The 25,178-nt window shown below is 71.5% G+C and carries 24 protein-coding genes and 7 tRNA genes; 18 read left to right on the top strand and 13 right to left on the bottom strand.

The features are described 5' to 3' along the window. Positions 1–127: 127 nt before the first annotated feature. Positions 128–1,360, bottom strand: coding sequence for a serine/threonine-protein kinase (locus tag ACWCXB_RS15785; protein ID WP_450723104.1), 1,233 nt, complete (start codon positions 1,358–1,360; stop codon positions 128–130). Between the two features lie 232 nt (positions 1,361–1,592). Here ACWCXB_RS15785 and ACWCXB_RS15790 point away from each other — a divergent pair, with 232 nt between their 5' ends. The 4 genes from ACWCXB_RS15790 to ACWCXB_RS15805 all read left to right on the top strand — a co-directional run bounded on the left by ACWCXB_RS15790 (position 1,593) and on the right by ACWCXB_RS15805 (position 4,098). Further along, positions 1,593–1,829, top strand: a complete 237-nt coding sequence (locus tag ACWCXB_RS15790) for a hypothetical protein (protein WP_450723105.1) — start codon at positions 1,593–1,595, stop codon at positions 1,827–1,829. A 233-nt stretch (positions 1,830–2,062) separates the two neighbouring features. Continuing rightward, complete coding sequence (locus ACWCXB_RS15795; RefSeq protein WP_450723107.1) at positions 2,063–2,269, top strand: hypothetical protein; 207 nt, start codon at positions 2,063–2,065, stop codon at positions 2,267–2,269. 541 nt (positions 2,270–2,810) lie between these two features. Then, positions 2,811–3,767 (top strand): phosphotransferase family protein, encoded by a 957-nt coding sequence (locus ACWCXB_RS15800; protein WP_450723109.1) that lies wholly within the window; start codon positions 2,811–2,813, stop codon positions 3,765–3,767. Between the two features lie 52 nt (positions 3,768–3,819). Continuing rightward, on the top strand, positions 3,820–4,098 hold the full coding sequence (locus tag ACWCXB_RS15805; RefSeq protein WP_450723111.1) for a TFIIB-type zinc ribbon-containing protein: 279 nt from the start codon (positions 3,820–3,822) through the stop codon (positions 4,096–4,098). A 54-nt stretch (positions 4,099–4,152) separates the two neighbouring features. Here the strand turns inward: ACWCXB_RS15805 and ACWCXB_RS15810 are convergent. The 5 genes from ACWCXB_RS15810 to ACWCXB_RS15830 all read right to left on the bottom strand — a co-directional run bounded on the left by ACWCXB_RS15810 (position 4,153) and on the right by ACWCXB_RS15830 (position 4,609). Further along, a tRNA-Val gene (locus ACWCXB_RS15810) sits at positions 4,153–4,224 on the bottom strand. A gap of 34 nt (positions 4,225–4,258) precedes the next feature. Next, a tRNA-Val gene (locus tag ACWCXB_RS15815) sits at positions 4,259–4,330 on the bottom strand. Positions 4,331–4,351: 21 nt separating this feature from the next. After that, a tRNA-Val gene (locus ACWCXB_RS15820) sits at positions 4,352–4,423 on the bottom strand. Between the two features lies 1 nt (position 4,424). After that, a tRNA-Cys gene (locus ACWCXB_RS15825) sits at positions 4,425–4,498 on the bottom strand. A gap of 38 nt (positions 4,499–4,536) precedes the next feature. Further along, positions 4,537–4,609 (bottom strand) — tRNA-Gly (locus ACWCXB_RS15830). Positions 4,610–4,810: 201 nt separating this feature from the next. On the opposite strand from ACWCXB_RS15830, the gene ACWCXB_RS15835 reads away from it, so the two are divergent. From ACWCXB_RS15835 to ACWCXB_RS15845, 3 genes are read left to right on the top strand one after another with little or no spacing between them, the layout of a single operon-like run. After that, positions 4,811–5,857, top strand: a complete 1,047-nt coding sequence (locus tag ACWCXB_RS15835; RefSeq protein ID WP_450723113.1) for a chorismate-binding protein — start codon at positions 4,811–4,813, stop codon at positions 5,855–5,857. Beyond that, entirely contained in the window at positions 5,857–6,693 is an 837-nt protein-coding gene (locus ACWCXB_RS15840; RefSeq protein ID WP_450723115.1) for an aminotransferase class IV, read from the top strand. The genes ACWCXB_RS15835 and ACWCXB_RS15840 overlap by 1 nt, the downstream gene beginning before the upstream one ends. A gap of 50 nt (positions 6,694–6,743) precedes the next feature. Beyond that, positions 6,744–7,589 (top strand): GNAT family N-acetyltransferase, encoded by an 846-nt coding sequence (locus tag ACWCXB_RS15845; RefSeq protein ID WP_450723117.1) that lies wholly within the window; start codon positions 6,744–6,746, stop codon positions 7,587–7,589. A 92-nt stretch (positions 7,590–7,681) separates the two neighbouring features. Here the strand turns inward: ACWCXB_RS15845 and ACWCXB_RS15850 are convergent, their stop codons facing one another. Then, on the bottom strand, positions 7,682–8,203 hold the full coding sequence (locus tag ACWCXB_RS15850) for a DsbA family protein (RefSeq protein WP_450723119.1): 522 nt from the start codon (positions 8,201–8,203) through the stop codon (positions 7,682–7,684). Positions 8,204–8,429: 226 nt separating this feature from the next. On the opposite strand from ACWCXB_RS15850, the gene ACWCXB_RS15855 reads away from it, so the two are divergent. Both ACWCXB_RS15855 and ACWCXB_RS15860 read left to right on the top strand, forming a co-directional pair. Beyond that, the gene (locus ACWCXB_RS15855) at positions 8,430–8,873 is read left to right on the top strand and encodes a hypothetical protein (protein ID WP_450723121.1); all 444 of its coding nucleotides are present in this window, start codon (positions 8,430–8,432) and stop codon (positions 8,871–8,873) included. 225 nt (positions 8,874–9,098) lie between these two features. After that, positions 9,099–9,251, top strand: coding sequence for a hypothetical protein (locus tag ACWCXB_RS15860; protein WP_450723123.1), 153 nt, complete (start codon positions 9,099–9,101; stop codon positions 9,249–9,251). A 24-nt stretch (positions 9,252–9,275) separates the two neighbouring features. Here ACWCXB_RS15860 and ACWCXB_RS15865 read toward each other — a convergent pair whose 3' ends face one another. Together ACWCXB_RS15865 and ACWCXB_RS15870 are read right to left on the bottom strand one after the other, a co-directional pair. Then, positions 9,276–9,839, bottom strand: coding sequence for a CGNR zinc finger domain-containing protein (locus tag ACWCXB_RS15865; RefSeq protein WP_450723125.1), 564 nt, complete (start codon positions 9,837–9,839; stop codon positions 9,276–9,278). A gap of 200 nt (positions 9,840–10,039) precedes the next feature. Then, positions 10,040–10,453, bottom strand: coding sequence for an SsgA family sporulation/cell division regulator (locus ACWCXB_RS15870; RefSeq protein ID WP_003959770.1), 414 nt, complete (start codon positions 10,451–10,453; stop codon positions 10,040–10,042). A gap of 189 nt (positions 10,454–10,642) precedes the next feature. Between ACWCXB_RS15870 and ACWCXB_RS15875 the strand changes: the two genes are divergently transcribed. Both ACWCXB_RS15875 and ACWCXB_RS15880 read left to right on the top strand, forming a co-directional pair. Continuing rightward, positions 10,643–11,122, top strand: a complete 480-nt coding sequence (locus ACWCXB_RS15875; protein WP_450723127.1) for a TIGR02611 family protein — start codon at positions 10,643–10,645, stop codon at positions 11,120–11,122. Between the two features lie 65 nt (positions 11,123–11,187). After that, a tRNA-Val gene (locus tag ACWCXB_RS15880) sits at positions 11,188–11,262 on the top strand. Between the two features lie 79 nt (positions 11,263–11,341). Here the strand turns inward: ACWCXB_RS15880 and ACWCXB_RS15885 are convergent. After that, the gene (locus tag ACWCXB_RS15885; protein ID WP_450723129.1) at positions 11,342–13,930 is read right to left on the bottom strand and encodes an SCO7613 C-terminal domain-containing membrane protein; all 2,589 of its coding nucleotides are present in this window, start codon (positions 13,928–13,930) and stop codon (positions 11,342–11,344) included. A 105-nt stretch (positions 13,931–14,035) separates the two neighbouring features. Here ACWCXB_RS15885 and ACWCXB_RS15890 point away from each other — a divergent pair, with 105 nt between their 5' ends. The 3 genes from ACWCXB_RS15890 (at position 14,036) to ACWCXB_RS15900 (ending at position 16,621) form a co-directional block, all read left to right on the top strand. Next, positions 14,036–14,497 carry an SRPBCC family protein gene (locus tag ACWCXB_RS15890; RefSeq protein WP_450723131.1) on the top strand — a complete coding sequence of 154 codons (462 nt, stop codon included), beginning with the start codon at positions 14,036–14,038 and terminating at the stop codon, positions 14,495–14,497. Positions 14,498–14,536: 39 nt separating this feature from the next. Beyond that, a tRNA-Val gene (locus ACWCXB_RS15895) sits at positions 14,537–14,608 on the top strand. 342 nt (positions 14,609–14,950) lie between these two features. Further along, positions 14,951–16,621, top strand: coding sequence for a carbohydrate binding domain-containing protein (locus ACWCXB_RS15900; RefSeq protein ID WP_450723133.1), 1,671 nt, complete (start codon positions 14,951–14,953; stop codon positions 16,619–16,621). A gap of 144 nt (positions 16,622–16,765) precedes the next feature. Here the strand turns inward: ACWCXB_RS15900 and ACWCXB_RS15905 are convergent, their stop codons facing one another. After that, complete coding sequence (locus ACWCXB_RS15905) at positions 16,766–17,494, bottom strand: exonuclease domain-containing protein (protein WP_450723135.1); 729 nt, start codon at positions 17,492–17,494, stop codon at positions 16,766–16,768. A gap of 260 nt (positions 17,495–17,754) precedes the next feature. Here ACWCXB_RS15905 and ACWCXB_RS15910 point away from each other — a divergent pair, with 260 nt between their 5' ends. The 3 genes from ACWCXB_RS15910 to thrS all read left to right on the top strand — a co-directional run bounded on the left by ACWCXB_RS15910 (position 17,755) and on the right by thrS (position 22,010). Then, positions 17,755–18,318, top strand: a complete 564-nt coding sequence (locus tag ACWCXB_RS15910; RefSeq protein ID WP_450723137.1) for a DUF4365 domain-containing protein — start codon at positions 17,755–17,757, stop codon at positions 18,316–18,318. Further along, the gene (locus ACWCXB_RS15915; RefSeq protein WP_450723139.1) at positions 18,318–19,586 is read left to right on the top strand and encodes a hypothetical protein; all 1,269 of its coding nucleotides are present in this window, start codon (positions 18,318–18,320) and stop codon (positions 19,584–19,586) included. Before ACWCXB_RS15910 ends, ACWCXB_RS15915 begins: the two co-directional genes overlap by 1 nt. Before the next feature lie 447 nt (positions 19,587–20,033). Continuing rightward, positions 20,034–22,010 (top strand): threonine--tRNA ligase, encoded by a 1,977-nt coding sequence (thrS, locus tag ACWCXB_RS15920; protein ID WP_450723141.1) that lies wholly within the window; start codon positions 20,034–20,036, stop codon positions 22,008–22,010. Between the two features lie 43 nt (positions 22,011–22,053). Here thrS and ACWCXB_RS15925 read toward each other — a convergent pair whose 3' ends face one another. After that, a complete protein-coding gene (locus ACWCXB_RS15925) occupies positions 22,054–22,722 on the bottom strand; it encodes a potassium channel family protein (RefSeq protein ID WP_450723143.1) in 669 nt (222 codons plus the stop codon). Positions 22,723–22,788: 66 nt separating this feature from the next. On the opposite strand from ACWCXB_RS15925, the gene ACWCXB_RS15930 reads away from it, so the two are divergent. Then, a complete protein-coding gene (locus tag ACWCXB_RS15930) occupies positions 22,789–23,352 on the top strand; it encodes an HIT family protein (protein ID WP_450723145.1) in 564 nt (187 codons plus the stop codon). A gap of 15 nt (positions 23,353–23,367) precedes the next feature. Here the strand turns inward: ACWCXB_RS15930 and ACWCXB_RS15935 are convergent, their stop codons facing one another. After that, complete coding sequence (locus tag ACWCXB_RS15935; protein ID WP_450723147.1) at positions 23,368–25,026, bottom strand: hypothetical protein; 1,659 nt, start codon at positions 25,024–25,026, stop codon at positions 23,368–23,370. Positions 25,027–25,178 lie beyond the last annotated feature (152 nt).

Here is a 25,178-nt window from a genome sequence, read left to right on the forward strand (position 1 = left end):
CCTGCCTTCGGCGGGGGGACCCCCACCTCCGCCTTGCGATGTACGGCACCAGACCCCGCTCACTGATCCGGCCTGATCGACCGGACAGGACCTAGCCGAGAGGCCGAGAGGGGGCCTGTGGGCGCTGCTAGCCCCGCAGACCCTGCGCCACCGTGATCCCCAGCGCCACGACCAGGGTCACCACGACGAACACGAAGATCCGCTGACGCAGCAGCCGCGGATTCGCGGGCCTGCGCCCGGTGGACGTCGTCCGCACACCGGGCCGGGAGGCGGCGGGACGACCACCCGTGCCCGTGCCGCCCCGGGACTGCGACGGGCGCGAGTCACCCGTGCGCGGCCCCGACGGACGCGAAGTCCCCGAGGAGCGCGACGGATGGGACGGGCGGGACACCCGGTCCCGGGGCGCGGGCGCGCCCGCGGTCCCCGCCGGGCGCCCCTGCGTGTTCCGCTCCGTGTACCGGGCGGTGTGCCGTCCCGACGACAGGTCCTGCTCGGCCCGCTCGCGCTGAGCCGGCGGCCGTGCCTCGGGCAGCAGCCCCTGAGCCTCGCGCGCGGCGATCTCCTTCAGCCGCATCGACAGCTGCAGGGTGCTCGGACGCTGGTCCGGATCCTTGGCCAGACACGCCCGCAGCAGCGGGGCCAGCGCGTCCGGCACGCCGTACAGTTGCGGCTCCTCGTGCACCACCCGGTACAGCATGACCTCGGAACTGCCCTGCCCGAAGGGGGAGTCGCCGGTCGCGGCGTACGCAAGCGTCGCGCCCAGTGAGAACACGTCGGTCGCGGGAGTGACGGCGGCGCCGCGCACCTGCTCGGGCGCGAGGAAGCCGGGCGAGCCCACCGCCGTACCGACGTGCGTGAGCGTGGACGCCCCCGTCGCCCAGGCGATGCCGAAGTCGATGATCCGCGGACCCTTGGGGGAGAGGAGAATGTTCGACGGCTTCAGGTCACGGTGCACGACCCCGGCCTCGTGGACGGCCACCAGGCCTTCCGACAGCGCCGCCCCGATCGCCGCGGTCTCGGCCGCGGTGAGCGAGCCGCTCCCGGCCACCTTGTCGTGCAGCGAGGGCCCGGGCACGTACTGGGTGGCGAACCAGGGCCGGTCGGCCTCGAGATCGGCCGCCACCAGCCGGGCCGTGCAGCCGCCCCGGATCCGCCGCGCGGCGGACACCTCGCGGGCGAAGCGGGAACGGAACTCCTGATCCTCCGCCAGATCCGGCCGGATCACCTTCAGCGCCACACGCTGCCCGCGGCGGTCGGAACCGAGGTACACGACCCCCATCCCGCCCGCGCCGAGCCGCCGGTGCAGCCTGAACGAGCCGACGACACGCGGATCCTCGCGCCGGAGCCGCATCATCGCCATGTCCGTCCCCTACCTACGGTGGGGAGACCCCACCCCCGCAGCCGCGGTTATCCGTTTGACGTGGCACAGCTTACGTATCCGCAGCCCGGTGTGCTCATAGGCCGCGCCCTCGCAAGCCGATCGATTGTCAGTGCCGGGTGGGAAACTTGAAGGGTGGTCAGGAAGCCGTCGGTCCAGGGCTTCCGGTCCGTGCGATTTCCCAATGGTCCGTCGCAGAAGGGGGATTGGATCGATGAAGGGTGACCGGGTGGAGATAGTCGTGGACGCGGGTGACACGACAAGGACGTACGAAGTGGTGGCAAGCCGGGCGGGGCGCCGGGTGGAGACGGCGGTGCGGCGCGGGGTGGTGGAAGTGAGCGAAGTCACGCGCAACGGGACGGTGGTGCGGACGGCCCGCTTCATGGCCAACAGGGTGCTGGCGCTGGTCGAGCAGCCGGTGCCGAGGGAGGACTCCTCGGAGGGCTCGTAGGAGGGCTCGTCGAGGCGTCCCCTCCGGGAAGACCCTCAGGCCTGGGTCCACTTCTCCACCCAGGGGAGTACGTGAGCGGCGGGTGGCTCATCCTCCGGGAGGCCCGGCAATCGGTACGCGGGCATGACGCCCGCGGCCGACCGCGTCCCTAGTGTTGAGGTCAAGCGGCGGGTGGAGCACTCGTCCCCCGAGGTCAGACACCCGCCGCTGCCAACCACGACAGGAGAGGACCCATGGCGGGTACGGCATCGCGGACCATGATCCGCACGCAGGGACGCAAGGCTTTCGCCGCGTTCGGCGGCCGCCCGTCCGGCCGACGTCACCCGTTGGTGGCGACGGTGATGGTGCTCCCTCTCGCGACCCTGCTCGTCGTCGCCTTCGGCGGCTGGGAAGCGGTGGTCACACAGGCGTCGTCCGTGGGCGTGATGCTGGGGCGCTGAGCGGCGCCCCGGACCCGGGAGAGCGGCCCGGGTCGGGGACATCCCACCCATACCCCGTGGGGACGGGGGTGCGGCGGACGACAGCGTTCGGCCGGCCAGCTGGGGAGCTGGCCGGCCAACGCCATGTCTTGTTCCCGGGGCCTGCCGCCCCCGGCCCCCCGCAACCGCCTCCGGACGAGGGTGCCCGGTGCCGTGGTGGCGTCCGGTGTGTCCGTCCCAAAGCTCCCCCTACGCCCTGCGGCGTGGGGGCACCCCCGGACGGGCTGGGTGCGGCTGCTGTGGGTGGGTGGTGGGGCGGGGTCCCTCCGGGCTCGCCTCCTCGAAATCGGTTGGGTACGGCGTCATCCGGCACAAGCCGCCGATTTCTGCGGGGGCGACCCTGCACAGCCCCGCCCCGGTAGTCCGCCGTCCGCCCTGGTTTGTGGGCAGTCGTTCCGCTGGGGGTCCCCCAGGACGAAGTCCTAGGGGGAGGAACGGGTGGACACAAACCACCCACCGGGCCGCAGACGGACACGCACCCCGAGCCCCGTAAGCTCGCAGCGTGGAGCATGGCAACAGCACACTCGTGGGCGTGCTTTCGGAGGTCGCGCGGGGCGCCGCCCACGTACCGGGGCAGGCAGCCTGCCGGGCCTGCGGGCGGGCCACGGACGTACTGGCCGAGCGCGAGGACGGCGTCGTCGTACGGCACGGGCAGGCCGTCGCCAAGGCGCACGCGGCCGGCACCGATCCCGATGGGCACGACATACGCGTCGCCGTCGCCGCGCACCCACGGCTCGCGGGGATTCTGCTGCCGCCCATCCCCCTTACCGCCCCCGCGCTCGACGGGCGCCCCGTCTCCGCCTGGCCGTACGGGACGCCCGTGGACCCCAGGGACCCGGACGCGGCCCCGTGGGAGGAGGCCGGGGCCCTCCTCGCCCGGCTCCACCTCGTGCCGCTCGACGGGCTGCCCGGCCCGCTGCCGCCCATGCGCGGCCCCGCCAAGGCGGCCGCAGCCGTCGCGCGGGCAGCGCAGGCGCACCACCCCGCCGCCCGGCCCGTCCTCGACGCCTGGCGCACACTCCCCGCCTGGGCCCGTGACGAGGCTCCCTCGCCCCGCCCGTCCAGGCTCTGCCATGGAGACCTGCATCTCGGACAGCTCGTCCGCCACCCCGCACACGACGGCCCCTGGCTGCTCATCGACGTCGACGACCTCGGCCTCGGCGACCCCGCCTGGGACCTCGCCCGCCCCGCCGCCTGGTACGCGGCAGGGCTCCTGCCGCCCGACGTCTGGACGCGCTTCCTCACCGCTTACCGGGCCGCCGACGGTCCTGCCGTCCCGCCCGCACCCTACGACCCCTGGCCCCAACTCGACGTCCCCGCCCGCGCCCTGACCGTGCAGAGCGCCGCCCTCGCCCTCGCCAAGAGCGCGGCGGAAGGCCGCGGTCTCGATGACGTGGAACGGCTGATGGTGGACGCCTGTGCCCGAATTGCCTCCCTCCTGCCCGAGTTGGAGGCATGATCCCGTCGTAGGCTGAAACCATCATCCGAACGGCGAGGAGCTGAGCCGAACCATGCAGTGTCCCAAGTGCCATGCACCCATGCACACCTACAACCGCAACGGCGTCCAGATCGAGCAGTGCAGCGGCTGCCGGGGGATATTCCTCGACTACGGCGAGCTGGAGGCGCTGACCCGCCTGGAGTCCCAGTGGACCCAGCAGGCCCCGCCCGCGCCTCCGGCGCCGCAGGCCTACCCCGCGCCCGCCGCCCCGGCCTGGGGTGCCCCGCAGCACGGCCACCACGGCGGCCACTACCGCCAGCGGAGCTTCGGCCGGATGCTCTTCTCCTCCTGAGCGGGCACACGACGGAGCCCCCGGCCGCGATGTGCGGCCGGGGGCTCCGGGCTGTGGACGATACTGGGATTGAACCAGTGACCTCTTCCGTGTCAGGGAAGCGCTCTCCCGCTGAGCTAATCGTCCTCGGGACCACGGCCCGGGGGCCATGGGCACTGCGTGCGCGATACTGGGATTGAACCAGTGACCTCTTCCGTGTCAGGGAAGCGCTCTCCCGCTGAGCTAATCGCGCGGGGGACCCTCGCAGGTCCAGTGGACGATACTGGGATTGAACCAGTGACCTCTTCCGTGTCAGGGAAGCGCTCTCCCGCTGAGCTAATCGTCCTTGGAGGTGGAGACGGGATTTGAACCCGTGTAGACGGCTTTGCAGGCCGTTGCCTCGCCTCTCGGCCACTCCACCAGGAGCTGCAGGGGTTCTCGGGAAGATCCCCCACTTCGAGCGGACGACGAGATTCGAACTCGCGACCCTCACCTTGGCAAGGTGATGCTCTACCAACTGAGCCACGTCCGCCTGTCGTTTCCCGGTCCGCTCTCGCGTCCCGGCGACGTGTTGAACTCTAGCGGATTCCCGGGCCAGCACAAAAACGCGTTTCCGCAGCGTGCTGAGCTGTGTTCACGGCGGGTTCACCACCGGGTGCAGGTCGCAGCCGACGGAAACCGTCCCGGAGCAGGCCCGCAGCGGCCGCCACCGGCCCGCCATAGACTCACAGCCGTGCACGACCTCGCTCCTCTGGCCCGCTTCGGCGGCCTCGTCGCAACCGACCTCAGGGATGTCACCAGTGACCCCGAGGCCCTCGACTCCTCCGGCTTCTGGGCCGTCGCGGCCGACTTCGAAGGCAGCCTCACCTGCGCCCGCTTCGGAGACGTCCGCCCCGCGCCGGTGCCGGCGCCCGACCCGGAGGCCTGGCGCGGGCCCGCGGCCGAGGCCTGGACGTCGTCGCTGGACCGGGCCGCGTACACCGCGGGCGTGCGCCGCATCCGCGAGCACATCGCCGCAGGCGAGGTCTACCAGGCGAACCTCTGCCGCGTCCTGTCCGCACTCCTGCCCGACCCGGACGCCGCCGACGTCGACGCCCTGACCGCTCTCCTGGCGCGCGGCAACCCGGCTCCGTATGCAGGAACGATCCGGCTGCCCGCGCACGGCGTGGAGATCGCCACCGCGTCGCCCGAGCTCTATCTCCGACGTGACGGCCGCACGGTCGAGTCCGGACCGATCAAGGGCACCGGCCGTACGGCCGCCGATCTGCTGGAGAAGGACCACGCCGAGAACGTGATGATCGTGGACCTGGTCCGCAACGATCTGGGGCGGGTCTGTGCCACCGGTTCGGTGACCGTGCCGGCCCTCTGCGCCGTCGAGCCCCACCCGGGGCTCGTCCACCTGGTGTCCACCGTGCGCGGTGAGCTCACCCCCGGCGCGGGCTGGCCCGAGCTGCTCGACGCCACCTTCCCGCCCGGCTCGGTCACGGGCGCGCCCAAATCGAGCGCCCTGCGGATCATCGAGGCCCTGGAGACGGCGCCGCGCGGGCCGTACTGCGGAGGCATCGGCTGGGTCGACGCCGACCGCCGCACCGGCGAGCTGGCGGTCGGGATACGCACCTTCTGGATCGACCGCGCCCTCGGCGTCCTGCGCTTCGGCACCGGCGCCGGCATCACCTGGGGATCCGACCCGGACCGCGAGTGGGACGAGACCGAGCTGAAGGCCTCCCGGCTGCTCGCGGTAGCGTCGGGCACGTACGCGCAGAGTGGAAGGACCGCGTGATGAGGATCTGGGTCAACGGCGGACTGCGGGACGCGGACACCGCCCTGGTGTCCGTGTTCGACCACGGGCTGACCGTGGGCGACGGCATCTTCGAGACCGTGAAGGCGACCGAGGGCCGCCCCTTCGCCCTCACGCAGCACCTCGACCGGCTCACCCGCTCCGCCCGCGGCCTCGGTCTGCCCGACCCGGACCACGACGAGGTGCGCCGCGCCTGCGAGGCCGTCCTGGAAGCCAACCCCATGCCGCTCGGCCGGCTGCGGATCACCTACACCGGCGGGCTCTCGCCGCTCGGCTCGGACCGGGGCAACCAGGGCGCCACCCTCGTCGTCGCGGCCGCCGAGGCCAAGCGCCGTCCCGACACCACTGCCGTGATCACCGTTCCGTGGACCCGCAACGAGCGCGGAGCGCTGGCCGGACTCAAGACCACCTCGTACGCCGAGAACGTCGTCGCCCTGGCCCGCGCTCACGAGCAGGGCGCGTCCGAGGCGCTCTTCGCCAACACGGTGGGGCAGCTCTGCGAGGGCACCGGTTCCAACGTCTTCGTCGTCCTCGACGGCCAGCTGTACACGCCGCCCCTGTCCTCGGGCTGCCTCGCCGGGATCACCCGTGCGCTGACGATGGACTGGACCGGCGCGCTGGAGGCCGATCTGCCGCTGGACGTGCTGGACCGGGCCGAGGAGATCTTCCTGACCTCCACCACCCGTGACGTCCAGGCCGTGCACCGCGTCGACAGCCATGAGCTGTCCCCGACGCCCGGTCCGCTGACGGCCAAGGCCATGCGGATCTTCGAGGACCACGCCGCTGCCGACCCCGATCCGAGGGCCCCGAGCCGGTAACCCGGCAAAACCTGGTGACGGGCAGCCGCGGGACAGGTAGAACACCCCTGATGACCACGACCCTGCGGCCGTCCGGGCCGCTTCAGCTCAGCGACGACGGTGTCCGGTCGCGTACGTACGACGTCTGTGTGAACAGCAGGCCCGTCGGAGCGATCGAGCTCGCCACCGATCCCGGGCTCGGCCCGTCGGCAGGCGTCGTACGGTCCCTGCGCATCGACGAGGCCGATCGGCGGCGCGGAAGGGGCACGGTCGCGGCGCTCGCCGCCGAGGAGGTGCTGCGCGGCTGGGGCTGTACGCAGATCCTCGCCTCCGTACCGGCGGAGGACACCGCGGCGCTGCGCCTGATCACCGCGCTCGGGTACACGGAGCGCAGCCGCAACATGCTCAAGGAACTGCCCGACGGACCACTGCCCGGGCTGCCCCACGGGGTCGAAGGGCGGCCCATGACCGAGGGTGAGTTCCAGGAGTGGCTGACCGCCGCGGTGGAGAACTACACGCGTGAGTGGGTCGCCCGCGGGGTGCCGCACGACCAGGCCCGCGCGAAGTCCGAGGCCGATCACCGCAATCTCCTCCCCGACGGCTTCGCCACCCGCGGCGCCTGGCTGAACGTCCTGGTCGCCGACGGCACGGTGGTGGGGCATGTCTGGGTCGCGGAGCGCGAGGTCCGTCCGGGGGAGCAGGGCGCGTACGTGTACGACGTCGAGGTCGCGGAGGCGCACCGGGGCCGCGGGTACGGGCGGGCGCTGATGCTCCTCGCGGAGCGGGTCGCCCTTGCGGAGGCCGGGGTGTCACTGCTGGGGCTGCACGTCTTCGCGGGCAACACCCCGGCGCTCGGGCTGTACGAGTCGCTCGGTTACCGGACGACTCAGATCAACTACTTCAAGCAGTTGCTGTAGGAGGCTCTTCTTGCCCGTCCGGTGTTCGAGGACGGGCACCCGGGCCCACCGGTCGGTACCGGGCGGGCCGGGGTGAGGGGCGGAGCCCCGGACTACGCGTCGCTCGACTCGGCGAGGAGGCGGTCGGTGATCTCCTCGATCCGCTCGCGCAGGCCTTCCTGGCTCTTGCCGCCGTCGAGACGCTCACCGCCGACGACATACGTGGGCGTGCCCGTGACCCCGATCGCCTTGCCCTCGGCCTGGTCGGCATCGACGATCAGGATGTGGCGACCGTCGACGAGGGCGGTGTCGAACTCGTCCGTGTCCAGGCCGAGTTCCCGCGCGATCTCCAGCAGGAACGGTTCGCCCTTGCCGTCCAGCTCCTCGACCCGGTCGAGGACGGCCTCCACGTAAGGCCACCCCTGACCCTGCACGATGGCCTCCTCGGCGGCCTGCGCGGCGGCGAAGGAGTGCTTGTGCTTCTCCAGGGGGAAGTGGCGCAGCCGCAGCTCGAGCCGGTCGCCGTAGCGTTCGCGCAGCGCGCGCAGATCGGTGAGGGCGGCACGGCAGTCGGGGCACTGCAGCTCGCACCACACGTCCAGGACGATGGGCACGGCGGGGGAGGTGTCACTCATGGGCCCAGTCTTTCAGCAGCGCTCGGGCCGTCCCAACCGGACCGACCGGTTCCGACCCGGCCCCACCGGGACCTGGGGAGGAGTCGCGTCCCGGAGATCTCCCTGATGTGCGGGCGGACCGTGGCCCGCAAGGGCCCGGACAGGGCAGGATGGAAGGGACGTACCGCCTTCCCCCAGAGCATCGCCTGGGGCGTCCCCATTCGCTTCGCTCGGCCTGGAGGACCGGATGCTTGCCGAGACCATTTGTTCCGCGGTGTCCGCGGCCGGGCTGGGCATCGCCGCGATCACGGCGTACCGGAAGCGGTTCCGGACCGCGACCCGTATCGCCGCGTATGCGCTGGTGCCGCTCGGCCTGGTGCTGACGGGTGCCGTCCAATGGATCGCCACCACGGCGTTCAGCTTGACGGCGTGGGTGGGCGTCGGTGTCCTCGGGCTCGCCTGGGTGCTCTTCATGACGACCCGGGTCGCGGAGCGCCGCGCCCTGGGCAAGGCCGCCAAGGACGGCGCACGCCCGGGGGCGATCGCCCCGTCGGCCTCGGCCCCGGCCGGCTCCCCGGCCCTCGGCAGCGCGTCCCGGCCCGCGGCCCGGCCGAAGGGGAAGGCGCGCGCCGCCGACCCGGGAGACGACTTCAGCGACATCGAGGCGATCCTGAAGAAGCACGGCATCTGACCTGCGCGCCGGCTCCGGTCAACATTCGTACCGGGGAGACGAGTTGACGCGCGCACGGCAGAACGTGGGCGCCATCGAGGCGGATGACGCAGGTCAGAGCCCGTGCACGACTCGAAGGTGTCCGCCGACCGGGACCGTCGCGGCCACGGAATGTGATGAACTCGCCGTATCGCAAGGCGTGTTGTTCGATCATCGCGGGGCGCGCTGCGACATCATCGCCCCGAGATGCAGGATACCTCCCGGGGCCAGACCCCCGCCCCCGCCGACGAGCCGCGTGGCTGTCTCTTCGCGCTCTCTCAGCCGCCCCTGATGATCTTTCTCGCGGTGATCGGCTTCCTGCTGCTCATCGCCTCGGTCCACGACCTGTTTCTGCTGTGACGTCCCCGGTGAGGGCGACGACCGTCAGCCGGCGGCCGCCTCCTTGCGGCGCGCACGGTACGCGGCGACGTGCAGACGGTTGCCGCAGGTGCGGCTGTCGCAGTAGCGGCGGGAGCGATTGCGGGAGAGGTCGACGAAGGCGCGCCCGCAGTCCGGCGCCTCGCAGCGGCGCAGCCGCTCCTGCTCGCCCGCGACGACGATGAAGGCCAGCGCCATGCCGCAGTCGGCGGCGAGGTGGTCGGCGACGGAGGCGCCGGGCGCGAAGTAGTGGACATGCCAGTCGTAGCCGTCGTGGTCCGTCAGCTGCGGGGTGGTGCCCGCGGCGGCGACGAGCTGGTTGATCAGCTCGGCCGCGGCACGCGGGTCCTTCGCAGCGAAGGCCTCCGCGAAACGGCCCCTCACCTCCCGTACGGAGTCGAGATCGGCCTCGCCCAGCTCACCCACTCCACTGACGTTGTGGCTTCGTACGAAGTCGTACAGGGACGAGACGTCCTTGAGCGCATCACCCTCTGCTCGCTCCGGCGTGGCGGTGTTCACCAGATCGACGACGGTGTCAAGGGCTATGCGGGTGTCGTGGGGGATCAGCACGATTCGCTCCCTGGCCGGCTGCGGGCGGGCGTCGCCCACCGAATTGCGCTGACTCTAGCGTCTCGCTCACGCACGCGACGGCGCCGTCACCGCGGGATGATCCGCGGTGACAGCGCCGCCGTATGCCGTATGCCGTATGTCGTTGTCCGCAGGGCGCCGTCTCCCCGAGTCGGACGGCGCCGAGCAGCCCTCGGTCTGGCTCAGCTTTCGGCCAGGATGTGCGAGAGCTCCGTATCGAGATCGAAGTGACGATGCTCGGTGCCCGGTGGCACCGCGGCGTCGGTCCGCTTCAGGAAGGACTCGAGGGCCCGCGCCGGGGCCTCGAGCAGGGCTTCGCCCTCCGGGGAGCTCAGCGCGATGCAGACGACGCCCTGGCCATGACTGCGCGACGGCCAGACTCTGACGTCGCCGGTGCCGGTGGGCCGGTGCAGCCCCTCGGCGAGGAGATCACGGGCGAACACCCACTCGACCGTCTCCTCGGCTCCGGTATGGAAGGTGGCGTGCACGGCATAAGGATCGGCCGTGTCATACCGCAGGCCCGCGGGTACAGGCAGTGAGGACTCGCTCGATACAACGAGGCGCAGGTGCAGCTCGCAGCTGACCGTGGTGTTCATAAGCGCCAGGGCCTTTCGCTCAGTGTGCGCTCGGGGATTCGCACGTCGGCGAAATCGACATGCCACCTACGGTGCCGTTGTAAACCCCTCTGTCTGTTTTGTGATCCTTGAGGTACCCCGTACGGAGGAGTCCGACCTACGACCGTGCGGTCATTCCCGAGGGGCCTCCCGTCAGGTACTTTGGGGATCATGAATGCGGAGAGTGACGAGCGGGAGAAGGCGGCCGCGACCTCGGCCGCGGAACCCGTCACGGGGGACGTGACCGCGGACGTGAGCGAGGACGAGGCGGCGCATGAGCGGCCGCTCGGATCGCGGGCGCCCGAGTTCGTGAAGGCGCGCAGGACGCTGCACCTCAGCTGGCAGGTCGGCGTCTTCATCGTCGGCCTCGCCGTGGTGGTGGCCGGCGTGATCATGCTGCCGCTGCCAGGGCCCGGCTGGCTGGTGATCTTCGGCGGTATGGCGATCTGGGCCACCGAGTTCGTCTGGGCGCAGCTCGTCCTGCGCTGGACGAAGCGGAAGGTGACCGAGGCCGCACAGCGGGCACTCGACCCCAAGGTGCGCCGGCGCAACATCACCCTGACCACGATCGGTCTGGTGATCATGGCGGTGCTGATCGGGATCTACGTCTGGAAGTTCGGGTTCATCATGCCCTGGAAGATCGACGAGTGACGCCGGGGTGACGGCCCGATGGTCAGGGAGCACCGCTGACATGCGGTAATGTGTGCGGTGCGCCCGGGCGATTAGCTCAGTGGGAGAGCGCTTCGTTCACACCGAAGAGGTCACTGGTTCGAACCCAGTATCGCCCACCACCCGGACCGAAGGCCCCAGAGACCGAGAGTCTCCGGGGCCTTCGGCGTTTCACCCGTACGGCCCATCGGTGTGTCCGGCTCACCGCATCCGGGTCAGGGTGTCCCGGAGCCTGCGGGCGTCGCGCAGACGCTGTTCGTACGTCGCGCCTGCCGCGAGGAGCAGCAGTCCGGCGAGGGCGGGCGGCAGCCAGCGCGGGAGCGCGCCGACGACCTGTACGACGTACGGGGCGAGCTCGTGCAGTGCGTCCAGCGTCAGAGTCAGCCCGCCGAGCACCAGCAGGGCCTGCAGCCGCAGCCTGGCGCCGGCCAGGGTGACCGCGAGCGCGGCCGCACCGAGGAGCAGCGGGCGCAGCCAGTGCGCGTCCCCCCAGGCCGCGAACAGGCTCGGGACGAGTGTCGCGGCCAGACCGGGACCGTACGCGACCCACGACGAAGCCTCCGGGTCCCTGCGCCGGCGCAGCAGGCCGACGGCGAGCGCCGGAACGGTCACCGGGAGCGTGTACGCCTCGGGCGCGGACACCTCCGACGCCGCGAGCCGCACCCACGTGGCCGCCACGAACAGCACCGCGGCGACATGTCCGGCGGCGGGCCGCCGCTCGGCCCGCACGGCCGTGCCGGCCGCGACGACGCCCGCGAGGGCGAGCACCAGCGCGAGGGTGGGCGGGTGCGGCACCGCCAGACCGATGGCGACCAGTCCGGCCGAGGCTCCGGTGAGCTCGACCGGAAGCGCGACGGCGTGGCGGCGCAGGTGTGCGGCGGCGAGCAGCGCGGTGGCCGCGGGCACCGCGAGGAGCGCGAGTGCGGCCTGGTGGGACGGCAGCCCGGCGGCCGCGGCCGCGGCCCCGACCAGCCCGGTGGCCCACACGACCGCCGCGCACGCCAGAACGGCCTGGACGGCCCCGCGCGCCACGAGCGCCGCCGCGACGGACACGACGGTCAGCACACCGAGCACGGCGAACGTGGCAGGCCGTGCGGTCAGCCCCAGCAGTGCCACGCTCAGCCCGCCGGCCAGGCCGCAGACGAGCGCGGTGAGGGCCGTGGCACCCGGGCGGGCAGGCTCTTCGCCGTGGTCGCCGTGGTCGCCGTGGTCGCCGTGGTCGCCGTGGTCGCCGTGGTCGCCGTCCGGCGTCCGGTCCGGGGCGTCGGCGCGGAGTGCGGGGACCAGCGCCGCAGTCACCAACAGGAGCTGCACCGCGAGCGTGGCCGCGTACGGCAGGGACAGCGTCGCGGGCACGGTGAAGGCGCCGCCCCAGGCGAGGACGAGCGCGATGCAGGACATCGCCGTGCGGGGGAGGGACACGGCCGCGAGGAGGCGGGGCACCGCCCACAGGACGGCGGCCACCGCGGCCAGGACCAGCGGGGCGGTGAACATCCCCGGCAGCGGCGCGGTCAGGGCGGGGGTGCCCGACCAGACGTCGTCGACGACCGCGACCGGGGCCAGGAGCGTGGTCGCCGCGTACGGCAGCGCCCAGGCGGCCGCGGCCCCGTGGACCACGGCCGAGGCGAGGCCGAGGCCGATCAGGATGCCGCGCGGAGCCCGGGACCGTACGGCCGCGAGAAGCGCGAGGAGCGCGACAGCGCACAGCAGATACCCGGGCACGGCCCAGTCGTCCGGCACCGTCGCGCGGAGCACGCCGCCGACGCCCGCGATCAAGGCCAGCCCCGCCACCACGGCCGTTGCGATCGAGGCCGTCGCCGTCGCCGTCGTCGTGGCCGCCGATGCGGCCGGCGCGGCCTGCGGTCCGTTCGGCTGCCCGTCCGGCGAGAGGGTCGGCGTTGCACGCCATGCCGCGACCAGTGCGAGAGCCGAGGCCGCGAGGAGCAGAACGCCAGGCTTCACGGCCTCCGCCGCCGTTCCGGCGCTGACCGACAGCCAGAGCCCGGTCAGCAGCGACCAGCCACCGGTGACCACCGCACCAGCGACCGCCGGCCCTCGGACGGCCGTCGGCTTCACGACGAGCGCGATCACGACATCGATCGCGGCGGTCGCCAGCGTCGCCCACGCGATCGTCCGGGCGCTCGCGTCCGCCGCCAGAGCCCAGAGCGGCAACGGGAGTTGTACGGTCACGACGGCCACCGGCAGCGGTATGCGCAGCTTGCGCAGCGCCAGCCCGTAGGCCGCCCAGAGCACGGCCAGCGTGCCCGAGGCGACGGCCGCGTACCCGACGGCGTGCGTATGCGGCAGCGCCGCGCGGTGGAGGGCGTACGCGTCGAGGACCATCAGGACCAGACCCAGTGCCGCCACCGATTCGGCGGTCGACGAGAGCCCGCGCCGCAGCAGCAGGACCGGCGTGGCGAGAGCCGCCACCGTGACCGCGCCGAGCGCCAGGGAACGTCCGGCGATGCCCATATGACCCCAGCTGACCAGGGTGAAGGCGATCGCGGCGATCGTCAGCAGGATCCCGCCCAGGGTGAGGAGCACGTTCTGAGCGCTCGGGGGCGAGGTCTCGGGGGCGGGGCGAGAAGGCCACGCGGGCCCCCCGGCCCCGACCGGTCCCCCGGCTGCAGCGGCAGCCGCGGCGTGCGGCCGGTGCTGTGTCTGCAGTGCCTGCAGCGTCTGCACCAGCCAGGTCCTGCGGGCCAGCAACTGGGCCCGTCGCGCGTCGAGTTGAGCCAGCTCGCCGTCGAGGAGCCGCAGTTCCTCGGCGGGCGGCAGTACGTTCTCCATGCCGAGCAGTGTGGTGTGCGACACACGACTCCGAAATGCGCGCGGATACTCAGGCGGATACTCAGATCGCGCGTGAGTACGCCCTTCCCTGCGCAGAGTCCGGACATGGACTGGCACCACTACCGCTTCCGCAGCGTCTGGGAGCTGCCCACCGAGCCCCGCCTCGTCTACACCGTGCTGGCGCAGGCCGAGAACTATCCCCGCTGGTGGCCGCAGGTCCGCGAGGTCACCCCCGTGGACGACCGCAGCGGCACCGCCCGCTTCCGCTCCGTCCTCCCGTACGACCTCGTCGTCACCGCCCGCGAACGCCTGCGCGACCCCGACTCCCGGATCCTGGAGGTGGAGCTCGCCGGTGACCTCGTCGGCTGGGCCCGCTGGACCCTGGTGCCGCGCATCGGCGGCGGTACGCGCGCCCGCTACGACCAGGAGGTGGAGGTGCGGCGCAGACTGATGCGGCTGCTGGCCGTACCGGGGCGTCCGGTCTTCCGGGCGAATCACGCGCTGATGATGCGGGGCGGGCGGCGCGGGCTCATCACGTATCTGCGGGAAGCCCCGAAGGGAGTTTGAAGGAAACCCGCCGGTACCTGTATGGTTCAGTGCGTTCCCGGGCGATTAGCTCAGTGGGAGAGCGCTTCGTTCACACCGAAGAGGTCACTGGTTCGAACCCAGTATCGCCCACCGGGAGAGGCCGGTCCGTCAGTCGACGGACCGGCCTCGATCATTTTCCGGCCGGCGCGTGCGACGTGGACCGCGACGTGGGTTGTACCAATGGCGCGTCAGGGCGGGTTCGCCGTGCTCCGGCCCTTGACAAGGCGTAGACCAATCGCCGGGGAATTCACGGGCTGCTGACCGAACGCCAGAACTGCGATGACCGGGGCGAGTTGTGGGCCCCCGGCCTGCCTGCTCGCGCTCTTGACGGGGGCGCGGCGCTTCGCTTCAATCCGCCTGGCAGGTCCAGACCAATCGTGGCGCCGCGACAGGGTCCGCCGAACCGTCCCCCACCCCTCACCGGGAGGTCACGTGCGTTCCAGACACCGGCTCTTGGCCGGCCTCAGCGCGGCGCTGCTGGCCGCGGCCGCCGCCATCGCCCTGCCCAGCACCGCGCAGGCCGCCAATCTGCTCACCAACCCCGGGTTCGAGTCCGGGTCCCTCTCCGGCTGGTCCTGCACCGGCGGACTGGGCTCGATCGTCAGCAGCCCGGTGCACAGCGGTACGAAGGCACTGGCCGGCGCCGCGAGCACCAGTGACAACGCCAAGTGCACCCAGACCGTCGCCGTCCAGCCCAACACCGCCTACACGCTCTCCGGCTGGGTCCGCGGCAACTACGTGTACCTCGGCGTCACCGGCGGCGCCTCCACCTGGACGCCGTCGGCAGCCTCCTACACCCAGCTCACCGTCGGCTTCACCACCGGCGCCTCGCAGACCAGCGCCGAGATCTACCTCCACGGCTGGTACGGCCAAGGCACGTACAACGCCGACGACATCAGCCTCGACGGACCCGGCGGCGGAGGTGGCGGCGACACCCAGGCGCCCACCACGCCGACGAATCTGCGCTCCACCGGCAAGACGTCCTCCAGCGTTTCCCTCGCCTGGAACGCCTCCACCGACAACGTCGGCGTCACCGGCTACGACGTCTACCGCGGTTCCACCCTCGCGACCACGGTGACCGGCACCAGCGCCACCGTCACCGGCCTCGCGGCGAGCACTTCGTACAGCTTCACCGTCCGGGCCCGCGACGCGGCCGGCAACGTCTCTCCCGCGTCGTCCGCCGTGAGCGTCACCACCGACCCGGGCGGTGGCGGCGGTGGCGGCTTCAAGCAGGCCGCGCCGTACCTCTACCTCGGCTGGGGCGACCCGCCGAGCGCCACATCCGTGATGAGCGCCACGGGCATCAAGTGGTTCACGATGGCCTTCATCCTCTCGTCCGGGGGCTGCAACCCCGCGTGGGACGGCAGCAGGCCGCTCACCGGCGGCACCGACCAGTCCACCATCAACGCCATCCGTGCCGCGGGCGGTGACATCGTCCCGTCCATCGGCGGCTGGAGCGGCAACAAGCTCGGCCCCAACTGCTCCACGCCGGAAGCGCTCGCGGGCGCGTACCAGCAGGTGATCAACGCGTACGGGCTGAAGGCCATCGACATCGACATCGAGAACAGCGACGAGTTCGAGAACGAGGCCGTCCAGGACCGCATCCTCAACGCCCTGAAGATCGTCAAGCAGAACAACCCGGGCCTGCGGACCATCATCACCTTCGGCACCTCGACGACCGGCCCGACCTGGTGGGGCAGCCGGCTCATCGAGCGTGCCAACGCGCTCCAGGCGAACATCGACGTCTTCACGATCATGCCGTTCGACTTCGGCGGCGGCGCCGACATGTACGGCAACACCGTGAACGCGACAGAGGGGCTGAAGACCAAGCTGAAGAGCACCTTCGGCTGGGACGACGCCACCGCCTACGCCCACATCGGCATCTCGGGCATGAACGGCCTCAGCGACCAGCAGGAGCTGACCAGCCCGGCGACCTGGACCCAGATCAAGGACTGGGCCAACTCCCACCACATCGCGCGGCTGGCCTTCTGGTCGGTCAACCGTGACCGGCCCTGCCCCGGCGGCGGAGTGGTCAGCAACTGCTCCGGAATCAGCCAGAGCAACTGGCAGTTCACGTCCATCACCGCCGGATTCACCGGCTAGGTCCTGTCCTGTCCTGCCGGTCCGGTCCGGTCGACCGGACCGGACCGGCAGGTACGGCCCGGGCGGAGCGGCCGGACCGGCCGAATCCGCAGCCGTACGGGGCCCCGAAGTGGCGGGGCACCGGTAGTACCGGGCCATCCGCACTCACGCCGCCTGTGCCGGGACCTCCGGCCGCAGCGGCCACGCGGGATCGACCGACTCCTCCGAGCCGTTCCGCGCGAACCACGCCTGCAGGCCACGCGCCTGCGCCGCGTGCCAGACCGCCTGGAGCGTGTGCAACTCCGCCGGAGACAGCCGCTCCAGGCGGGCGGCGAAGCGCCGCCCCACCGCCCGCACGACCTCCAGCGCGGCGGTCGCGTCCGCCGCGGCGTCATGCGCCCCGTCCAGCTCCACCCCGTACTGCGCGCACAGATCCGTCAGAGTGCGCCGGCCCTTGCGGTAGCGGTCCAGATGCTTGTCGAGGACGCGCGGGTCCAGGACGCACATCGGTACGTGTTCCAGATAGTGCGCCAGCGACGAACACCGGTGGCGGCGCAGTTCGCGGTCCAGCAGGGTCAGATCGAACGGCGCGTTCATGACGACGAGCGGCCGGCCCGCCGCACACTGCTCGGCAAGAGCCCGGCCTATCTCCTCCATCACCGGCGCGGGCCAACGGCCGTTGTGCTGCAGATGCTCATCGGTCAGTCCGTGAACGGCGGTGGCCTCCGCAGGCACCGGTATGCCCGGATTGACCAGCCAGCTGGTGACGCGCGGGCGACTTCCCGCCGAATCCTGGACGACCAGCGCGGCGGACACGATCCGGTCCGCCTCGACGTCCACGCCTGTCGTCTCCGTGTCAAATGCCGCCAGGGGCCCCTCGTACCAGAGTGTCATCCCCGAACTCCTCGCCCTTGCCTGGCAGATGGCGTGATTCCCCTGCCCGAATCGGTGATACCCGGACTGTTTGCGCAGTACGCAAGCGGGTGACAACACAGATGACGGGGCGCGAAGTTGACGGCCCGTCGCGTGAGCCGAAGGGGCGCGCGGCTGTTGAGGGCGAGCACCATCGACCGTCGACAGACGCTTGAGCGGCCCGGAGGCGAAGCGGAGCAAGGGGCAAATCGATCGGCACAGCCCGGAAGGCAGACGGAGCCATGGCGCTCGCGCAGCCCGAACCGGGTGCGCTGCCCGAGCGGACCGTACCGCTGCGCGGAGCACTCGCCACCACCGCCTGCATGGAGACCCTCCAGGTGGGGTATCTCCACGCGGTGGCGGCTGCCGCCGGCTGCTCGTTGTCCCAGCCGTTCCCGGACAACGGGATCGACTGGCACGTCAGCCACAGCGCTCCCGGACACATCGTCGACGACGAAGTCACCATCAAGGTGCAACTGAAGGCGACCTACCAGATCCCGCCGCACCCACCGGGTCCGGCTTTCTCTTTCACCCTCGACAACGAGCACCTGGTGAAGCTGGCCCGGACACCGGTGTCTGTGCACAAGATCCTCGTCGTGATGATCGTGCCGAGGAGTCAGGACGAATGGCTCCGGGCCAGCCATGACCGGCTCGACCTGCGGCACTGCTGCTACTGGATCAACCTGGCCGGCCACCCGGTGACGGGCCGGCGCAGGACCAACGTGCGGATCCCGACCTCGCGCATCTTCGACGACCGGGCGCTCTGCGAGATCATGACCCGGGTCGGGGCGGGAGGGAGACCGTGATGCACCGGCCGATCGACGAACCCGTACAGCCATACGCAGGCTCCCACCCGCTGCCGCACCCGCATCCCCTGCCGCTGCCGCTCCCTGACGACGTGCCCGCGCCCTGGTACGGGAGCGACGGGCCCGATCCCGCGCACGTCGACCCCGTCGTGCTGGGCGCTCTTCTCGACCGGCACGGGTGGCGGCGGCGCGGGGGAGCGGCGGGGCGGTACGCCCGCTGGACCCCACCCGGCCCGGCCGCCGGGGGCACGAGCCTGCTCGTCCCGGAGAGCCGGGCCTTCCCGGACAGCGAGGACCTGCTGAGCGAGGCGCTCACCGCGCTCGCCCGGTCCGCCGCGCCGTCGGCCCGAGAGGTACTCGTCGGGCTCGCCGTGCCCAGCGACGAGATCCGCTGGTGGCGGGACGTGCCGCAGGGGCCTTCGGGTGCGGCGGCCTGGACCGTGCAGGAACAGCTGCGCTCGGCCGCCCGGCAGATGCTGCTCGCGGGCGCGCTCGCCGCACGCGGACGGGCCGGGTACTACGGAGCGCGGCACCGCCGGCAGGCGCTGGCGGCGCTGGGGGGCATCCTGGTCGGGCCGGCGCCGGGCGGGCGGGGGCTCACCGCGTTCGTTCCCGTGGAGACCGGGCGGGCCGTCGCCGTCAGCCTGCACCACGCGCTGCACGCCACCCGCGAGGCGGTCGACTACCAGCGGGCCACCGGCGGCATGGAGGCCTTCGACGCCGCCGTGGTGGCCGGGGTCAGCCGTGAGCTGACCGAGGCCGTCGTGGCGCTGGTGCGCGGTGCCGAGGGCGCGCGGATCGCCCTGGCCTGGTCACCGTCGGCGGGAGTACCGGAAGGCTGCGCGGCCCGTCCGGAGCCCATCGAGTTCTCGCCGGGCGATCTGCCCGCCCTCCGCGAGGCCGGCGCCCGTTATCTCCGCGACGAGCCGTCCGTCCCCGTCCGGATCACCGGCGCGGTGGTGCGGATGCGCCGCTCGGGCACGCGCGGCGAGGGCACCGTACGGCTGCGCGTCCTGGCGGGTGCGGAGGTCCCTCACGTCCGCGCGGTCCTCGACGAGGAGTCCTACCGCACGGCGGGCCACGCCCACCTTGTGGGCCTGCCCATCCGGGTCATCGGCCGCCTCGAGAGCCGTGGGGGGTTCCGGCGCCTCACCGATGCGACCGGTGTCGTGCCGGTGCAGGTCGACGAGGCCGAGCGCGACCGCCTGATGAAGTCGCTCCACGAGAACCTCGACTTCTTCGAGGAGGCCTGCGGCGGCGAGGACTGACGGACCTGCTGCCGGCTCCCGCGTTCCGGGCGTCGCCTGCGGCGTGCCTCTCCCCGCCCCGCCCCTTCCCGAACCGGGGCTGCGCCCCCAGACCCGTCGGGGCTCCGCCACGGGCCCCGCTTTGCGGGGGCTCCGCCCCGGTCCTTCTCTGCGCCCTGCGGGCGTGGGGGCCGGCGGGGCTCCTTCGGAGCCCGTCCGGCGTTCGAGGACGGACGCCCCGGCTCGCCGGGCGGTGCCGGCTCCTGTTGAGCCGGTCCGGCGTTCGAGGACGGACACGCGGGCCCACCACGCGGCCCCCGGGCACAGCCCCGGGGCCCGGGGGCCGGCCCCCAGGCCCCCCGCCCCGCCGCGCGGACCGTTTCGCGGGCGGGGCACGGGGCTCGGTAGCATGACGTATTGCGTGCGTCATACGACAGCGTGCGCATCCCCATCAGGCAGGAGAGACCGGTGTCAGACGTCCGTGTGACCATCCAACGCGATTCCGAGCGGGAAGAGCGCCTGGTGACGACGGGCACTACGGCAGCCGAGCTCTTCGCCGGTGAGCGGACCGTCATCGCCGCGCGCGTCGGCGGCGAGCTGAAGGACCTCGCGTACGAGGTCAAGGACGGCGAGGCGGTCGAGCCCGTCGAGATCTCCTCCGAGGACGGTCTCAACATCCTGCGCCACTCCACCGCACACGTCATGGCCCAGGCCGTGCAGGAGCTCTTCCCCGAGGCCAAGCTCGGCATCGGACCGCCGGTCAAGGACGGGTTCTACTACGACTTCGACGTCGAGAAGCCGTTCACTCCCGAGGATCTCAAGGCCATCGAGAAGAAGATGCAGGAGATCCAGAAGCGCGGCCAGCGCTTCTCGCGGCGCGTCGTCACCGACGAGGCCGCCCGTGAGGAGCTCGCGCGCGAGCCGTACAAGCTGGAGCTCATCGGCATCAAGGGCTCGGCGTCGCACGACGACGGCGCGGACGTCGAGGTGGGCGGCGGCGAGCTGACCATCTACGACAACCTGGACGCCAAGACCGGCGAGCTGTGCTGGAAGGACCTCTGCCGCGGTCCCCACCTTCCCACCACCCGCAACATCCCGGCGTTCAAGCTCATGCGCAACGCCGCCGCGTACTGGCGCGGCAGCGAGAAGAACCCGATGCTGCAGCGCATCTACGGCACCGCCTGGCCCTCCAAGGAGGAGCTGAAGGCGCACCTGGACTTCCTCGCCGAGGCCGAGAAGCGCGACCACCGCAAGCTGGGCAACGAGCTGGACCTGTTCTCCTTCCCTGACGAGGTCGGCTCGGGTCTCGCCGTCTTCCACCCCAAGGGCGGCGTCATCCGCCGGGTCATGGAGGACTACTCGCGCAAGCGCCACGAGGAGCACGGCTACGAGTTCGTGTACTCGCCGCACGCGACCAAGGGCAAGCTGTTCGAGAAGTCGGGCCACCTGGACTGGTACGCCGAGGGCATGTACCCGCCCATGCAGCTCGACGAGGGCGTGGACTACTACCTCAAGCCCATGAACTGCCCAATGCACAACCTGATCTTCGACGCGCGCGGGCGTTCCTACCGTGAACTGCCGCTGCGTCTCTTCGAGTTCGGCACGGTGTACCGGTACGAGAAGTCGGGCGTCGTGCACGGCCTGACCCGTGCCCGCGGCTTCACCCAGGACGACGCGCACATCTACTGCACCAAGGAGCAGATGGCGGAGGAGCTGGACTCCACCCTCACCTTCGTCCTCGACCTGCTGCGCGACTACGGCCTGACCGACTTCTACCTGGAGCTGTCCACCAAGGACCCGAACAAGTTCGTCGGCTCCGACGAGGTCTGGGAGGAGGCCACCGAGGTGCTGCGTCAGGTGGCCGAGAAGCAGGGCCTCCCGCTCACCCCGGACCCCGGCGGCGCGGCCTTCTACGGCCCGAAGATCTCCGTCCAGGCGAAGGACGCGATCGGCCGCACCTGGCAGATGTCGACGGTCCAGCTCGACTTCAACCTGCCGGAGCGCTTCAACCTGGAGTACACCGGCCCCGACGGCACCAAGCAGCGTCCGGTCATGATCCACCGCGCGCTGTTCGGCTCCATCGAGCGCTTCTTCGCGGTGCTCCTCGAGCACTACGCGGGCGCGTTCCCGGCCTGGCTGGCGCCCGTCCAGGCGCTGGGCATCCCGATCGGTGACGCCCACGTCCCGTACCTGCATGAGTTCGCCGCCAAGGCGAGGAAGCAGGGGCTGCGCGTCGAGGTGGACGGCTCCTCGGACCGGATGCAGAAGAAGATCCGCAACGCCCAGAAGCAGAAGGTGCCCTTCATGGTCATCGCGGGCGACGAGGACATGGAGAACGGTGCGGTGTCCTTCCGCTACCGCGACGGCTCGCAGGAGAACGGCATCCCGGTCGACGAGGCGATCGCCAAGATCGTGAAGGTCGTCGAGGAGCGCGCACAGATCTGAGGCCGGCGGCTTCGCAAGCCGCGGCGAGGGCCCCCGGAGGACGTCATTCCCCCGGGGGCCCTTTCTCGTCCTCCCGGGTGAAGACCTGGATCAGCCAGGACGAGAACGAGCCGGTCACGGCGCCGAGCAGGGCCAGCCCGCACATCATCATCCCCACCGCGATGAGCCGCCCCGTCCTGGTCACGGGCGTCACATCCCCGTAGCCGACCGTGGTCAGCGTCTCGCATGCCCACCACAGGGAATCCCCGAAGGTACGGATCGTCGCCTCCGGCGCCGAGTGCTCCGCGTGGTAGACGGTGAGAGCTCCGGAGTAGCCCAGCAGGACCGCCGTCACCCCGGCGTATGCGATCACACGTGCGTACAGGCTCAGCCGCGCGCGGTCGCGCCGTCGCTGCACCGCCGTGTACACCTTGACGAGGCGCAGGGGACGCAGGAGCGGCAGGATCAGGACCAGGGTGTCCAGCCAGTGCCTCCGCAGGAACCGTGGCAGTCGCTGACCGCTCAGCCGCAGGCGCACGGCGTAGTCGGCCGCGAAGATCAGCCACATCAGCAGCATCAGAGCGAGCGCGAGGTTCCGCCAGATCACGTCCACGTCCTGGGCCAGCACCCGCACCGAGTACCCGCCCAGGAACAGCAGCGAGCCCCAGAACAGTGGCAGCTCCACCCGCTGCTCCCAGCGCGCGAGGGGGGTGTCCGCGTCGTCGGCGTCCATCGGCCCAGGATCTCCGGCGGCTGCCCGGCCCCGCCCCGGCGACACGCTCCGTACGGGCGAAGTCATATGCTGCACCACATGACGAGTGAGCCGGAGCAGCAGATCGGAGTCGGTATCCAGGACGCCTTCCAGCGTCTGTGGACGCCCCACCGGATGGCGTACATCCAGGGTGAGAACAAGCCGACCGGACCGGGGGCCGACGACGGCTGTCCCTTCTGCTCCATCCCCGCGAAGTCCGACGAGGACGGACTCGTCATCGCGCGCGGCGACAGCGTTTACACGGTGCTCAATCTGTACCCGTACAACGGCGGGCATCTGATGGTGGTGCCCTACCGGCACGTCGCCGACTACACGGACCTCGACGACGCGGAGACCGCCGAGCTCGCCGCGTTCACCAAGCGGGCGATGACGGCGCTGCGTACGGCCTCCGGGGCGCACGGCTTCAACATCGGCATGAACCAGGGCAGCGTCGCCGGGGCCGGTATCGCCGCCCATCTGCACCAGCACGTCGTGCCGCGCTGGGGCGGCGACACCAACTTCATGCCGGTCGTCGGCCACACCAAGGTGCTGCCCCAACTCCTCGCCGACACGCGGAAGATGCTCGCGGACGCCTGGCCCGACACCCCCTGACGGCCCGCCCGGTCGTCAGGCGTCGTACACGTCCGCCTTGCGTGGCGCCGGGTCCTGGACCAGCCCGCTCACGATCATGGAGCGGTTGCTGAAGCGCTCGGTGTCCACGCCGTTCTCCTCCAGCACCCGCATCGCCGCCGCAAGCGTCACCCGCAGCACGGGCGTCGCCGCGCGCATCGCGTCGTCCGCCATGAAGCGGTGCCGCCAGGGCTTGTCCGCCCAGGCGTGCCGCAGGCCGAACGGCTCCGGGAGCACGAGCTTCCCGCCCAGGAAGTCCAGCAGCGGCGGGTACCAGGTGAACGGCGCCCGGACCATCAGCCGGACCACCTCGGGAGTCTCCACCAGCGGCAGCTGACGCTTGGTGGTCTCCCAGAACCGGACGGTCTTGGCGACCTCGACGGTCTTGGGCTCGGGCTTGGTGGTGAACAGGGAGTGCACCGGGCCGAGCGCGTGTCCGGTCACCTCGATGCGCAGCGTCTCGTAGAGCACCGTCACGGTGATCATCATCGTGATCACCAGCTGGCCGTCCCACAGCGTGAACTGCACGCCCAGATAGTGGCGGTTTCCGCTGCCGAACTGCTGGTGGTCGCAGATCCGCTGTATCTCGTGGCGCTTGACCTGGAACTTGTTCTCCACGTCCTGGCCCGCGGGCCTGGCCACCTCCGTCGCGTTCTCCCCGACCGGCACCACGACCCAGTGCTTCACCGAGGGCGGCGGGAAGCCCCCCGTGTTCAGCGGGCCGCGCTGCAGCAGCGTCAGCTGGTCGTGGATGACCTTGATGACGTCCCAGCTGCGGAACTGATGGAACTCCTTGTGGGGCGCCTTCGGCACCAGCTCCTCGGCGAGCTGCCAGCTGCCCCAGCGGGTCCCCATGCCGAGTATGCCCTTGGGGCCCGCGTAGAAGACCGAATTGGAGTGCTGCTCGGCGGTGAGCAGCTCCAGGCCCTGGCGCAGCTGCTCGGCCGCGGTCTCGTTCGGGTTCCCCGGGACGGCCTCCGGCACCTTCGCGCCGATGCCGCCGCCGGAGAGCAGACTGCCCCAGCGCTCGCGCATGTCCTTCGCCGTGGACTCGCAGATCCGCTTCGCGAGCAGCCAGCCGACGACCGGGGCCACGATCATGCCGCGCAGGTAGTACCCCCAGAATCCGGTGAACGGCAGCCGGAGCAGGAAGACCACCGCCAGGAGGCCGACCGCGGCCAGCAGCGCACCACCCAGCGCCCCCGTCTTCTTGTCCTGCGCCCCCGCGATGGTCCGGCGCAGCTGGAACACACCGATCCAGAGCAGCATCCCCGGCAGGAACAGCAGCCCGAACAGCGCCATGATCCCGGTGAGTCTCGCGTCCCGTTCCTTGCGGATCCGGGTCGCCGCGAGCGCGTGCTCGACCACGGCCTGCGGCTCGGTGCCGAACGACTGGATGAGCGGCTTGCGCCCGCCGCCGAGCATCCGTACCTGGACCGCCCGCGAGAAGGCCTCGCCCAGATTCGGTTCGAACAGCGAGAACTTGGGCTTGGTGACCTTCGACTCGTGCCACTCGCTGTTGGCCTTGAGGATGTCCTCCAGCTTGCCGTCGCGGTACGCGGCCGAGGCGAGGGCGTGCGTCGCCGCCGTCTGACCGGCCGCGCCCTGCAGCGGGACCTGCGCCCCTGGAGAGAAATCGAATGCCTGGTCCGCCACTGCACCGCCCCCATCGCCGCAACCGTCCGCTCTGCGGCCTGTTCCCCACTACGGAGCCCCGCACACCTTCTGAGCTGGGCACCACAGCGTATCGAGGACTCGCCGTGCGCGTGCCGTCACCATGAAGCTTCGTCCGGGGGAGCGCCCCCCGG

Source organism: Streptomyces sp. NPDC001514 (assembly GCF_053597075.1).